Genomic DNA, 13,222 nt, shown 5'->3' on the forward strand with positions numbered 1-13,222 from the left:
GCCCCCACCCTGGCCTTCGTCGAGAGCCCGGTCCAGCTGCTGAACGTCCTCGAATGGGCGTACCACGCCGGGCGGCGCACCGCCTTCGGCCGCGAAAGCCCCGCCTTCGGCTCCGAAGGCCCCGAGCCCCGGCCGCCGTGCGAGCCCGAGCCCCGGCCGCTGTGCGAGGGCGTGCCGCGCCAGCCCGGCACCCGGGACATCACCCCGCTCGGCGGCGATCTGCTCGTCGTCGTCCTCGCCCCGCACGACCCCATGACCCGCGGCCAGCTGCGGCGCATGGCCGAACTGGCCCGGGACCAGGGCCACCGGGTGCGCTGGGAGGAGGCCCGGGGCGGGCCGGGGGCGCCCGTGGCCACCGTCGGGGCGCTCGCCGGGCCGCTGCGCCGGGCGCGGCGCGTCGTCATCGGCGACCCGTTCTCGCGCTACGTCCAGCTGCTGCTGACCATCACCCGGGCGCGGGAGCTGATCGTGGTGGACGACGGCACCGCCACCATGGAGTTCGTCTCCCAACTCGCCCGGGGTGAACGCTTCGTGCGCTGGCACCGGCGGGACGCCACCCCGGGGGCGCGCGACATCGTCTTCGCGCCCGTATCGGCATCAGCGCGCCGCAAACTCACTCCGAACGCCCACCGTTCGGTGGAAATCTTCACCTCGATGCCCGTGGAACCGCCACCCGGAGTGACGGTCACGGCCAATGACTTCGCCTGGACCCGGGCCACCCATGGCCCACCCACCCTCACCAGGGGCACCGACCTCGTCGGCACCTCCCTCGTCGAGACCGGGGTGGTGGACCCCGAGCGCTATCTCGAAGCGGTCGCCGCCCTCGCCCGCGCCCACGGCGCCACCCGCTACTTCGCCCACCGCCGCGAGAGCACCGACAAGCTCCGCCGCATAGCCGCGGAGCTGGGGCTGGAGGTCGTCCGCCCCGAGCTCCCGCTGGAGCTGATCGCCCGGCGCGGGCCCATCGGACGCACGGTGCTGAGCTTCCCCTCCACCGTCGTCCACACCCTGCCCGCGGCCCTCGCCGGCACCGGGGTCACCGTCGCCGTCTGTGACATCAACCCCTCCTGGCTCACCGACCACGCCTCACCCCGGGCCGAAGGTTTCCTCTCCGGAGTCACCGGCAGCGCCCGCGCCGTACGCCGCGTACCGTACGCGCCCGTTCCGTCGGGGCGTGTCGCCGAAGGTACGCCGTAAATACGGGTCATACCCCTCGACGGACCCATCCATGCGGCTGAACTTTTCGCGATCGAGGGACAGTTGCCCCATTCGGGGCTCTACTCTTCACAGGGTGAATCATCTGATGCCCTGCGAAGCCGATCCCGAAACCACCGACCGCGAACTCCCCGGTCTGCTCCCCCCCGGGCTGCGCAGCGAACTCATCGCCTTCCGGCGCGACTTGCACATGCACCCGGAGCTGGGAAACCGTGAGTTCCGCACCACCGCACAGGTCCGGGCGCGGCTGGAGAAGGCAGGGCTCAGACCGCGTACGCTCGCGGGCGGCACGGGGCTGATCTGCGACATCGGGCGGGACAGCGCGGCCTCCGCCGCCACCGGCGGCCGGCGGCCCGTCCTGGCGCTGCGCGCCGACCTCGACGCGCTGCCCATCCCGGACACCAAGACCGTCCCGTACCGCTCGACCATCCCCAAGATGGCCCACGCCTGCGGTCACGACGTCCACACCACCGTCGTCCTGGGCGCGGGCCTCGTCCTGGCCGACCTGGCCGAGCAGGGGCTGCTGCCCAATCCGGTGCGGCTGATCTTCCAGCCCGCCGAGGAGGTGCTGCCCGGCGGCGCGCTCGACGCGATCGAGTGCGGGGCGCTGGACGGCGTGGGCCGGATCATCGCCGTGCACTGCGACCCCAAGGTCGAGGTCGGCCGGCTGGGCCTGCGGACCGGCCCCATCACCTCCGCCTGCGACCGGCTGGAGGTCAAGCTCGCCGGTCCCGGCGGTCACACCGCCCGCCCCCACCTCACCACCGACCTGGTGACGGCCGCCGCCAGGGTCGCCACCGACGTCCCGGCCGTGCTCGCCCGGCGGGCCGACGCCCGCTCGGGGCTCTCCCTCACCTGGGGCCGGCTGGAGACCGGGCACGCCCCCAATGTCATCCCGCAACACGCCGAGCTCTCCGGCACGGTCCGCTGCCTGGACCTCCACGCCTGGCGGGAGGCCGCCGACCTGGTGCACGCCGCCGTCGACGAGGTCGCCGCGCTCCACCGGGCCAAGTCGGAGATCAGCTACATCCGCGGCGTCCCGCCCGTGGTCAACGACGCCGAGGTCACCGGGCTGCTCCGGCGCGCCATGGCCGCCCGCCGGGGGAGGTACTCGTTGGAGGACACCGAGCAGAGCCTGGGCGGCGAGGACTTCTCCTGGTACCTCGAGCACGTACCGGGTGCGATGGCCCGGCTCGGAGTGCGTCCGGTGGGGGATACGACCCCCCGTGACCTGCATTGCGGCGATTTCGATGTTGATGAGGAAGCGATCGCCGTGGGGGTGGAGCTCTTTACCGCCGCAGCATTGCTGGACGGCAACCGAATGTAGGCATTCGGGTCAAGAAGGGTTGACGACGATCCGATAACGGCTTCCTAGCACCCCTTTTATCTGTATCTACGCGCGTTACGATGCCCGCGAAAGACAGCGCCAATGGAGGCGCTTCGAGTGAAGGGGCCCCTCGTGCGCCGGGTATCCACTATCGCCGTCGCGGGCATCAGCACCGCGGCTCTCGCATTCACTCTCACCGCCTGTGGTGAGTCCTCTACCGAGTCCAGCAGCGGCGGAAAGGGCGTCGGCCTGGCGTTCGACGTCGGCGGCCGTGACGACCACTCCTTCAACGAGTCCGCCGCCCGTGGCGTGGACAAGGCCCAGAAGGAGCTCGGTGTCCAGAGCAAGCTGATGACCGCCAAGAACGGTGAGACCGAGGCCGACCGCGAGCAGCGGCTGACCTCCCTCGCCGAGTCCGGGTACAACCCCGTCATCGGCGTCGGCTTCAACTACTCGAAGTCGATCGAGAAGGTCGCCAAGGACTTCCCGAAGACCACCTTCGGGATCGTCGACTCGGTCGCCCCGGGCAACAACATCGACAGCATCACCTTCGGTGAGCACGAGGGCTCCTACCTCGCGGGTGTCGCCGCCGCCCTGAAGTCCAAGAGCCACAAGGTCGGCTTCATCGGTGGTGTGAACAACGCCCTCATCCAGAAGTTCCAGGCGGGCTTCGAGCAGGGTGCGAAGGACACGGACTCCAGCATCCAGGTCACCTCGCAGTACCTGTACCCGAACAACGACAAGGGCTTCAACGACCCGGCGGCCGCCAAGGACAAGGCCAAGGGCATGCTCGACTCGGGCATCGACGTGATCTACACCGCCGCCGGTCTCTCCGGCAACGGTTCGATCGAGGCCATCTCCGGCCAGAAGGGCGCCTGGGCGATCGGTGTCGACTCCGACCAGTACCAGCAGCCCGGCCTGGAGAAGTACAAGACCTCCATCCTCACCTCCGTGGTGAAGAACGTGGACGTGGCGGTCTTCGACCTCATCAAGAGCGTCAAGGACGGCAAGCCGCTCACGGGCCCGCACGCCTACCTGCTCAAGGACGGCGGCGTGTCGCTGGCCACCTCCGGTGGTCAGATCGACGACATCAAGGACAAGATCGAGGCCGCGAAGAAGAAGATCGTGGACGGCCAGGTCAAGGTCCGCACCGCCCCGTGACGTGAGTGACCGGTTTCGACCGGTCCGTCATGACAGCGGGCCCGGCGGCGGGGGAGCTCCCCCGCCGCCGGGCCCGTACATACGAGCCAACGCTACGCGCGTAGCACAGCGTTGACGCGTGTAGCGTCGCCCCCGCCCCGCCGAACCCTCCGACCCCCGCACGGCTGGTCCGGCTTTCCTCCCGCTCCCTTCCCCGAGGAGAGTGCGCCATCAAAGCGTCCACCGAAGAGCCCAAGAAGGAGCCAGCCGCACCGGCGGTAGAGCTCGCGGGCATCACCAAGCGGTTCCCCGGTGTCGTGGCCAACCACGACATCCACCTCACGGTCCGCCGCGGCACCGTCCACGCCCTCTGCGGCGAGAACGGCGCCGGCAAGTCGACCCTGATGAAGATCCTCTACGGCATGCAGAAGCCGGACGAGGGCACCATCACCCTCGACGGCGAGCAGGTCTCCCTGCACAGCCCCGCCGACGCCATCTCGCGCGGCATCGGCATGGTGCACCAGCACTTCATGCTCGCCGACAACCTCACCGTGCTCGAGAACGTCGTCCTCGGCGCCGAGAAGCTCCACGGCATCGGCAACAAGGCCCGCGCGAAGATCAAGGAGATCTCCGACGCGTACGGCCTGGGCGTGCGCCCCGACGTCCTCGTCGAGGACCTCGGCGTCGCCGACCGCCAGCGCGTGGAGATCCTCAAGGTGCTCTACCGGGGTGCCCGCACCCTGATCCTCGACGAGCCCACCGCCGTCCTGGTCCCCCAGGAGGTTGACGCGCTCTTCGACAACCTGCGCGAGCTCAAGGCCGAGGGCCTGACGGTCATCTTCATCTCGCACAAGCTGGGCGAGGTGCTCTCCGTCGCCGACGACATCACCGTCATCCGGCGCGGCACCACCGTCGGCACCGCGATCCCCAGGCAGACCACGCCCAAGCAGCTCGCCGAGCTGATGGTGGGCGAGGAGCTGCCCTCGCCGGAGACCCGTGAGTCCACGGTCACCGACGTGCCCATGCTCACCGTCGACGGCCTCCACCTGTCCGCCACCGACTCCGACGGCGTGGTCCGCGCGGTGCTCGACGGCATCTCTTTCACCATCCACAAGGGCGAGGTCCTCGGCCTCGCGGGTGTCGAGGGCAACGGTCAGGCCGAGCTCGTCGAGGCCATCATGGGCATGCGGACCCCGGACGGCGGTGTCGTCACCCTCGACGACGCCGACATCACCAAGGCCCCCACGCGCAAGCGCCGCGAGGGCGGCATCGGGTACATCCCCGAGGACCGCCACCGCCACGGCCTGCTGCTGGAGGCCCCGCTGTGGGAGAACCGCATCCTCGGCCACGTCACCGAGAAGCCCAACAGCAAGGGCGGGCTCCTCGACACCAAGGCCGCCCGTGAGGACACCGAGCGGATCGTCCGCGAGTACGACGTCCGTACGCCTGGCATCGAGGTCACCGCGGCCTCCCTGTCCGGCGGCAACCAGCAGAAGCTGATCGTCGGCCGCGAGATGAGCCACAACCCCAAGCTCCTCATCGCCGCGCACCCCACCCGGGGCGTGGACGTCGGCGCGCAGGCGCAGATCTGGGACCAGATCCGCGAGGCGCGCCGCGAGGGCCTGGCGGTGCTGCTGATCTCCGCCGACCTGGACGAGCTGATCGGTCTCTCCGACACCCTCCGGGTGATGTTCCGCGGCCGTCTGGTCGCCGACGCGGACCCCGCGACGATCACCCCGGAGGAGCTGGGCTCGGCCATGACGGGCGCGGCCTCGGGCCACCTCGAGCACGAGGAGGGCGCCGAGGAGGCCTCGGAGCCCTCGGAGCCCTCGGATTCCGGGGACGCCCCGGAGGCCCCGGCGGACCCGGAGGCCCCGGCCGAGGCCGACAAGCCGGCCAAGGGCGAGGACGCCGACAAGGCCGACGCCGACAAGGACGACAAGTCCTCCGAGGAGCCCTCCTCGGAGAAGAAGAACGACGAGAACCCGGAAGGCGGTGACTCGAAGTGAAGAAGTTCGACAAGAACAAGCTGATCCTTGGCCTCGCCGCCCCGGCCCTGGCCATCGTCACCGCGCTGCTGATCACCTCGATCATCATCGGGGCCACCGGCAAGGACCCCTTCCACGCCTACCAGGTGATGGTGGACTTCGGCTCCAAGGCCGACAGCCAGGTCTGGATCGTCAACAAGGCGACGCCGTACTACCTGTCCGCGCTGGCCGTGGCCATCGGCTTCCGGATGAACCTGTTCAACATCGGCGTCGACGGCCAGTACCGCATCGCGGCGTTCTTCGCCGCCGTGGTCGGCGGCGCGCTGACGATGCCGGGCATCATCCAGATCCCGGTGATCATCATCGTCGCGATGGCGATCGGCGCCGTCTGGGCCGGTATCGCCGGTCTGCTGAAGGTCACCCGCGGCGTCAACGAGGTCATCAGCACGATCATGCTGAACGCCATCGGCGCCTCGGTGATCGGCTACTTCCTCCAGGACGGCCGCCTCGCGGAGAAGGAGGGCAACCTGATCCACACGCCCTACCTGCCCGACTCGGCGCACTTCTTCGAGATCCCGACCCAGCCCAAGCCCCTCTACGGCTTCGTGGTGATCGCCGCCCTCGCCGGCCTCGCCTACTGGTTCGTCCTCAACCGCACCCGCTTCGGCTTCGACCTCCGCACCGTCGGCCGGTCCGAGTCCGCGGCCCACGCCTCCGGCGTGAGCGTCAAGCGCATGGTGATCACCTCCATGCTGCTCTCCGGTGCCATCGCCGGTCTCGTCGGCATGCCGACCCTGCTCGGCGTGTCGTACAACTACGGCACCGACTTCCCGGCCGGCATCGGCTTCACCGGTATCGCCATCGCGCTGCTCGGCCGCAACAACCCCATCGGCATGGCGCTCGCCGCCCTGCTCTGGGGCTTCCTGGAGCGGACCGGTACCCAGCTGGAGTTCGAGGGCTACGCCCAGGAGATCGTCGGCGTGATCCAGGGCGTCATCGTCCTGTGCGTCGTCATCGCCTACGAGATCGTGCGCCGGTACGGCCTCAAGGCCCAGCAGCGCAAGGTCGGCGAGGAACTCGCCGCCCAGGCCCGTAAGAGCGACAAGGCGGAGGTTTCCGCGTGAGCACCACCTTCACCTCCGCCATCGCGGAGAAGCTGTCCGGTAGGAACAGGCCGGACAACAAGCGGGGCAAGCTCTCCACCCCCGTCGTCCTGATGGTCATCGCGGGCGCGATGATCCTGCTGGCCGCCCTCCGCGAGATCACCGGTGCCAACGACCTGACCTCCTCCGGTCAGTTCTCCGGCGCCCTCGCCGCCGCCGTGCCCATCGGCCTCGCCGGTCTCGGCGGTCTGTGGGCCGAGCGCGCCGGCGTCGTCAACATCGGCCTCGAGGGCATGATGATGCTCGGCACGTTCTGTGCCGGCTGGATGGGCTGGCAGCACGGCCCGTGGGTGGCGGCCCTCGCCGGCGTCGTCGGCGGTGCCGTCGGCGGTCTCATCCACGCGATCGCGACCGTCACCTTCAACGTCGACCACATCATCTCCGGTGTGGCGATCAACATCCTGGCCCTGGGCGTCACCCAGTACCTGGCCAAGATGTGGTTCGGCGCCGAGGGCAGCGCCGCGCAGAAGGCGGGCGGCAACGACAAGCAGTCGCCGGTCATGGAGAACATGCCCAACTTCTCCATCCCGGGCCTCTCGGACTGGCTCCACTCGATCGAGAAGCACCACTGGTTCCTCGTCTCCGACGTCGCCGGTGTCCTCGACGGTCTCGTCTCCGACGTGTCCTGGCTGACGATCGTCGCCGCGCTGCTGTTCGTCGGCACGTTCTTCGTGCTGTGGCGCTCGGCCTTCGGTCTGCGCCTGCGCTCCTGCGGCGAGAGCCCGGTGGCCGCCGAGTCCCTCGGCGTCAACGTCTACAAGTACAAGTACGCGGCCGTCATCGTCTCCGGCGGTATGGCCGGCCTCGGTGGCGCGTTCCTCGCCATCGGCACCCACATGTACTCCGACGGCCAGACCGGCGGTCGTGGCTACATCGGTCTCGCCACGATGATCTTCGGTAACTGGCGGCCGGGCGGCGTCGCCATGGGCGCCGGCCTGTTCGGCTTCATGGACAGCCTCCAGCTGCGCTCCGGCGGCCCGACCGTCCACGCCCTGCTGCTGCTCGTGGCGGTGCTGCTGGCCGGCCTGGCCCTGTGGCGCCTGAAGCAGGGCAGGAAGAAGCCCGCGATCATCAGCGGTGTCGTCGCGGCGGCCCTGGTCCTCTGGTACGCGCTGACCAAGACCGTTCCGCTGGAGTTCGTCGACGCCACCCCGTACGTCGCGACCCTGCTGGTCCTGTCGCTGTCCGCGCAACGCCTGCGGATGCCCAAGGCCGACGGCAAGCCGTACCGGAAGGGTCAGGGCAAGTGACCTCCTCCGTGAACTGGGAGGACTTGCGTGCGCAGGCCCGGGACGCCATGTCCCGGGCCTACGCCCCGTACTCCAACTTCCCCGTGGGCTCGGCGGCCCTGGTCGACGACGGCCGCGTCGTCACCGGCTGCAACGTGGAGAACGCCGCCTACGGCGTCGCCCTGTGCGCCGAGTGCGGCATGGTCTCCGAGCTGATCGCCACCGGCGGCGGCCGTCTGACCCACTTCACCTGCTGCGACCGCCACGGCAACATCCTGATGCCGTGCGGCCGCTGCCGTCAGCTGCTCTGGGAGCACGGCGGCCCCGAGCTGGAGGTGGACACGACGAAGGGCATCCGCCCGCTCGCCGAGCTCCTCCCCGACGCGTTTGGGCCCGCCGACCTGAATCGTTAAAGATGTTCCTAAGCGCCGGACGGGCTGATGCTTCAGCCCGTCCGGGTCACTTTCCGGCCCCGGGAAGCCCTGAGGACGCACGAACTTAAGGAAAATGTGCCGATGGACGCCATTTCCGTTATCCGCACCAAGCGTGACCGCGGTCGTCTGAGCGACGAGCAGATCGACTGGATGATCGACGCCTACACGCGTGGCGAGGTCGCCGACGAGCAGATGTCCTCGCTCGCGATGGCCATCCTGCTCAACGGCATGGACCGCGCGGAGATCGCGCGCTGGACCGCCGCGATGATCAAGTCCGGCGAGCGCATGGACTTCTCGTCCCTGCCCGTGCCCACCGCGGACAAGCACTCCACCGGTGGTGTCGGCGACAAGATCACCCTTCCGCTGGCCCCCCTCGTCGCCGCCTGCGGCGCGGCCGTCCCGCAGCTCTCCGGCCGCGGCCTCGGCCACACCGGTGGCACGCTCGACAAGCTGGAGTCCATCCCCGGCTGGCGCGCGCTGCTCTCCAACGACGAGATGATGGACGTCCTGCGCAACGTGGGCTCGGTCATCTGCGCCGCCGGCGACGGCCTGGCCCCCGCCGACAAGAAGCTCTACGCCCTGCGCGACGTGACGGGCACGGTCGAGGCCATCCCGCTGATCGCCTCCTCCATCATGTCGAAGAAGATCGCCGAGGGCACGGGCTCCCTCGTCCTCGATGTGAAGGTCGGCTCCGGCGCCTTCATGAAGAACCTCGCGGACGCCCGCGAGCTCGCCTCCACGATGGTCGGCCTCGGCACCGACCACGGCGTCAAGACCGTGGCCCTGCTCACCGACATGTCGACCCCGCTCGGCCTCACCGCGGGCAACGCCCTCGAGGTCCGCGAGTCCGTCGAGGTCCTCGCGGGCGGCGGCCCGGCGGACGTCGTCGAGCTCACCATCGCCCTGGCCCGCGAGATGCTCGACGCGGCCGGCATCAAGGACGCCGACCCGGCCAAGGCCCTCGCCGACGGCTCCGCGATGGACCACTGGCGCCGCATGATCATCGCCCAGGGCGGCGACCCGGACGCCACCCTGCCGGTCGCCCGTGAGCAGCACGTGGTGACGGCCGCCGAGTCCGGCGTCCTCACCAAGCTCGACGCCTACGCCGTCGGCGTCTCCGCCTGGCGCCTGGGCGCGGGCCGCGCCCGCAAGGAGGACCCGGTGCAGGCCGGCGCGGGCATCGAGATGCACGCCAAGCCGGGCGACACGGTCACCGCGGGCCAGCCGCTGATGACCCTGCACACCGACACCCCGGAGAAGTTCGACTACGCGCTCAAGGCTCTTGAGGGCGGCGTCGAGATCTCCCCGGCGGGCACGGCCTTCACGCCGAACCCGATCGTGCTCGACCGCATCGCGTAAGCGCGCAAGCGCGTAAGCGCCGCTGACGCACTGAAAGCCCCCGCCGGACTTCCGGCGGGGGCTTTCGCTCTGCTCGCGGGGGGTCAGGCCTTCTTGACCACGCTGGACTTGAGCTGCATGGCGCCGAAGCCCTCGATCTTGCAGTCGATGTCGTGCCCGGCGACGCCGCTCACCAGACGGATGTTGCGGACCTTGGTGCCGGCCTTGATGCCGGTCGGGTGGCCCTTGACCTTCAGGGTCTTCACGACAGTGACGGTGTCGCCGTCGGAGAGGACGTTCCCGACGGCGTCGCGGATGACCCCCTCCTCGGCGGCGTCGCCGGTGTCACTCGTGGCGGTGGGCGTCCACTCGTGCCCGCACTCGGGGCAGACCAGGAGGGCGCCCATCTCGTAGGTGTAGGCGCTGGAGCACTCGGGGCACGGGGGGAGGGTCTCGTTCACGGAGAAAGGATATTTCAGGGCAAGGACCCGCGCGCGCGGAGCCCCGGCTCTCATTTTGTATATTGCGCAAGCCAGGAACTGTGAGAGCGCATGCCCCGTTGATCATGGCGACGGGGACCGGGACAGTGGTTTGTGGAGGAAGTACATGGGTGTGCCCCTGACCAAGGGCGGCAATGTGTCGCTGACCAAGCAGGCCCCCGGCCTGACTGCGGTGACGGTCGGGCTGGGCTGGCGGGTCCGTCCCGCCGCGGGCGCCGACTACGACCTGGACGCCAGCGCCCTGCTGTGCGACCGGGCCGGGAAGGTCCTCTCCGACCAGCATTTCGTCTTCTTCAACAATCTCCGCAGCCCCGACGGTTCGGTCACCCACTCCGGTGACGCGACCCCGTCCGGGGGAGAGGACCGCGAGCAGATCCAGGTCGACCTCGCGAGAGTCCCGGAGACGGTGGCGAAGATAGTTTTCCCCGTCTCCCTCTACGAGGCCGAACAGCGCCGCCAGACCTTCGGCCAGCTCGACAGCGCCCACATCCGCGTCGTCGACCGCGCGGACGGCCGCGAGCTGGCCCGCTACGACCTGAAGGGCGACGGCTCGACGGAGACCGCGATGGTCTTCGGCGAGCTCTACCGCCATGGCGCGGAATGGAAGTTCCGCGCGATCGGGCAGGGGTACGCGTCCGGGCTTGCGGGCATCGCGACGGACTACGGCGTGGACGTGCTGAGGGAGGCGACGGCGGCGCAGCCGCCGACGCCGGCCGCAGTGGCCCCGCCCGTCCCGCCGGCCCCGCCGGCTCCGGCCGCTGTATCCACACCCTCCGTAATCGATTTCGCATCAGGGAGCTCCACCGTGACGTGCTTCTTCGACCCGAGCCACGGCCCCGGCATGACGACGGTCCTGTGGTCCCCGCAGTGGGGCGTCCCCCGCCAGGTCCAGACCTGCGGTGGCTGCGCCCAGCGCGTCCAGACCACGCCGCCGCCGTACTACACGCCGCAGCAGCCCCAGGCGGGCTACCCCCAGCCGGTCCAGCAGGGCTACCCGCAGCAGGCCCAGCAGGGCTACCCCCAGCAGCAGCCCGCCGCCGGCTACCCGCAGCAGCAGGGCGGCCAGCAGCAGGGCCGCCGCTTCGGCACCGGCGCCCTCATCGGCGCGGGCGCGGCGGGCCTCGTCGGCGGTGCGCTCCTCAACGAGGCGATGAGCGACGACGAGCCGGACGTGGTCATCAACAACTACTACGAGGAAGACTGACCCCGGCCGTCACCGGCTGACACCCGGAGCCGGCGGAGGAGCCCCCGGAGTCCCCGAGCCCGGGGGCTCCTCACGCCGTGGTGCGGGCCAGGAAGAGGCCCGTCCGCGTTTCCAGTTCGAGCCCGCCGCCGTGGCCGTCGATCGTCCGTGACACATCGGAGAACAGCGCCCGACGGGTCTCCTCCGTGAGGATCAGGTACGAGGAGAGCGACGACAGCAGGTCGACGGTCCCGGCCGTGGTGCGGGTGTGCCGTGAGAGGTACAGGCGGTGTTCCAGGTCGGTGAAGTCCTCCTGGTCCCGTAACTCCTCCCACACCCAGGAGTTCGGGGCCATGACCGACTCGCGCGGCTGGACGTCGACGATCGAGTGCGGCGGCAGCCCGTGGAGGTGGCGGTGGTGCACGGCCCTCAGTTCGTGCCGGAGGGCCTCGTCGGCCACCAGCCAGTCGTTCCAGAACAGGGCGATCGCCCCGCCCGGGAGCAGTAACTCCCGCGCCCGCCTCCAGCGGACCTCCGGGTCGACCCAGTGCCACGACTGGCCGGAGAGAAGCAGCCCGAATCGCCGTCCCGAGGCGGCTCGGCTCTCGAAATCGACGTTCTCGATGGTGACATGAGGCATAGCGGCGCAGTGCCGGGCCAGCACGGCCGCCATCCGGGGATCGGGTTCGAGGCAGGTCAGCGTGATGCCGTGAGCGGCGAACGCGAGCGTCGCCTTTCCCGTACCCGCGCCGACCTCCAGCGCGTCCACGCCCTGCGGCCCTGCGAACTCCAGCACGTCGGTGACGAGTTCGTCCGGATAGCCGGGCCGCGCGGCGTCGTACTGCTCGGCCGCCTCACCGAAGGCGACGCGCCGATCGTCGGCGCGGCCGATGGGATTCTCGGTCATGGCCCCATGGTGCCGCCGCCGGCCCCCGCATGACATGGAGCGCCGCCGCCCGGTCCGCCTCGCGCCGGTCCCGGCGGCGCGGGGATATGGCGGCGGGCAGGCCGGGCGGGCGCAGCGCGCCGTACGTCGTGAAGCGGCGAACGCCACAGGTGTGGCAGCGGGATTCACCACCGGAGTGGGCCCAGCCCGGGTGATTTCGACAGGCGGAGTGGTGGGGCGCGGTCATTGGGTCCACGCCGGGAGGATGTGCGCGTCACGGAAGTGACTGCGGATGGCGACGATGGCGTCCGTGACCGATTCCTGGTCCCCGTCGGCACCGGCCGCGTGCCGCGCGGCGGTGAGCTCCTTGCACTCCACGCACCCGACCGGCGACTTCGCGGGCCTGTCGCTTTGGCTCGGGGTCCGGCCGCTCAGCACGAACCACGTCGCCTTGCCCGGCCCGGGCCCGTGCGTGCACACGCCCCAGGCGTCCGACTCGTGCTCGATCAGCAGCAGTCCGCGTCCGGACTCGTCCTCCAGGGAGGCGAGACGACGGCGGACGGGCAGGCCCGCCGCGCCGTCGTGCACGAACACCCGGAGGTGCTGCGGATCGGCCCACTCCGCGCTGAGCGTGATCGGCGAGCGGCATGCCTTCGCCTGGCAGGCGTTGATCGCGTTCGTGACCGCCTCCGAGGTCAGCGACACGGCCGCGTCGGCGAGGTCCGGCCGCCGCGTCGCGGTGAGCAGGGTGCGGATCGCTTCGCGGGCGGCCCGTACCCATGCGGGGTGGGGTGGGAAGGCGAGGGTGCAGTCGGGGTG

Annotated in this window: 13 protein-coding genes; 9 read left to right on the forward strand and 4 right to left on the reverse strand. The window is 70.3% G+C overall.

Annotated elements, in window-relative coordinates:
- Nucleotides 1-9: 9 nt before the first annotated feature.
- The 8 genes from K6I33_RS20815 to K6I33_RS20850 all read left to right on the forward strand — a co-directional run bounded on the left by K6I33_RS20815 (nt 10) and on the right by K6I33_RS20850 (nt 9,855).
- Nucleotides 10-1,197, forward strand: coding sequence for a hypothetical protein (locus K6I33_RS20815; protein ID WP_374285414.1), 1,188 nt, complete (start codon nt 10-12; stop codon nt 1,195-1,197).
- Nucleotides 1,198-1,303: 106 nt separating this feature from the next.
- Nucleotides 1,304-2,542, forward strand: a complete 1,239-nt coding sequence (locus tag K6I33_RS20820; RefSeq protein WP_229354980.1) for an amidohydrolase — start codon at nt 1,304-1,306, stop codon at nt 2,540-2,542.
- Nucleotides 2,543-2,674: 132 nt separating this feature from the next.
- The gene (locus tag K6I33_RS20825; RefSeq protein ID WP_229354960.1) at nt 2,675-3,703 is read left to right on the forward strand and encodes a BMP family protein; all 1,029 of its coding nucleotides are present in this window, start codon (nt 2,675-2,677) and stop codon (nt 3,701-3,703) included.
- Between the two features lie 209 nt (nt 3,704-3,912).
- The gene (locus tag K6I33_RS20830; RefSeq protein ID WP_229354995.1) at nt 3,913-5,691 is read left to right on the forward strand and encodes an ATP-binding cassette domain-containing protein; all 1,779 of its coding nucleotides are present in this window, start codon (nt 3,913-3,915) and stop codon (nt 5,689-5,691) included.
- Nucleotides 5,688-6,794: an ABC transporter permease gene (locus K6I33_RS20835; protein WP_229354962.1), complete on the forward strand. Its 1,107-nt coding sequence runs from the start codon at nt 5,688-5,690 to the stop codon at nt 6,792-6,794. Before K6I33_RS20830 ends, K6I33_RS20835 begins: the two co-directional genes overlap by 4 nt.
- The gene (locus K6I33_RS20840; protein WP_374285407.1) at nt 6,791-8,083 is read left to right on the forward strand and encodes an ABC transporter permease; all 1,293 of its coding nucleotides are present in this window, start codon (nt 6,791-6,793) and stop codon (nt 8,081-8,083) included. The genes K6I33_RS20835 and K6I33_RS20840 overlap by 4 nt, the downstream gene beginning before the upstream one ends.
- Nucleotides 8,080-8,475 (forward strand): cytidine deaminase, encoded by a 396-nt coding sequence (locus K6I33_RS20845; protein ID WP_308297249.1) that lies wholly within the window; start codon nt 8,080-8,082, stop codon nt 8,473-8,475. The genes K6I33_RS20840 and K6I33_RS20845 overlap by 4 nt, the downstream gene beginning before the upstream one ends.
- A 96-nt stretch (nt 8,476-8,571) precedes the next feature.
- Nucleotides 8,572-9,855, forward strand: a complete 1,284-nt coding sequence (locus K6I33_RS20850) for a thymidine phosphorylase (RefSeq protein ID WP_229354972.1) — start codon at nt 8,572-8,574, stop codon at nt 9,853-9,855.
- 83 nt (nt 9,856-9,938) lie between these two features.
- Here K6I33_RS20850 and K6I33_RS20855 read toward each other — a convergent pair whose 3' ends face one another.
- Nucleotides 9,939-10,295, reverse strand: a complete 357-nt coding sequence (locus K6I33_RS20855; protein ID WP_229354974.1) for a zinc ribbon domain-containing protein YjdM — start codon at nt 10,293-10,295, stop codon at nt 9,939-9,941.
- A gap of 145 nt (nt 10,296-10,440) precedes the next feature.
- Between K6I33_RS20855 and K6I33_RS36640 the strand changes: the two genes are divergently transcribed.
- On the forward strand, nt 10,441-11,538 hold the full coding sequence (locus K6I33_RS36640; protein WP_275126741.1) for a TerD family protein: 1,098 nt from the start codon (nt 10,441-10,443) through the stop codon (nt 11,536-11,538).
- 70 nt (nt 11,539-11,608) lie between these two features.
- Here K6I33_RS36640 and K6I33_RS20865 read toward each other — a convergent pair whose 3' ends face one another.
- The 3 genes from K6I33_RS20865 to K6I33_RS20870 form a co-directional block, all read right to left on the reverse strand.
- Nucleotides 11,609-12,424 carry a bifunctional 2-polyprenyl-6-hydroxyphenol methylase/3-demethylubiquinol 3-O-methyltransferase UbiG gene (locus K6I33_RS20865; RefSeq protein WP_229354976.1) on the reverse strand — a complete coding sequence of 272 codons (816 nt, stop codon included), beginning with the start codon at nt 12,422-12,424 and terminating at the stop codon, nt 11,609-11,611.
- Nucleotides 12,372-12,650 carry a DUF6255 family natural product biosynthesis protein gene (locus tag K6I33_RS36645; RefSeq protein ID WP_374285419.1) on the reverse strand — a complete coding sequence of 93 codons (279 nt, stop codon included), beginning with the start codon at nt 12,648-12,650 and terminating at the stop codon, nt 12,372-12,374. The genes K6I33_RS20865 and K6I33_RS36645 overlap by 53 nt, the downstream gene beginning before the upstream one ends.
- Nucleotides 12,647-13,222: ATP-binding protein (locus K6I33_RS20870; protein WP_229354978.1), on the reverse strand; the 576-nt coding region annotated here is incomplete at its 5' end. The genes K6I33_RS20870 and K6I33_RS36645, both read right to left, overlap by 4 nt.

The sequence above is a fragment of the Streptomyces sp. UNOB3_S3 genome (genome assembly GCF_020740895.1).
Classification (GTDB): domain Bacteria; phylum Actinomycetota; class Actinomycetes; order Streptomycetales; family Streptomycetaceae; genus Streptomyces.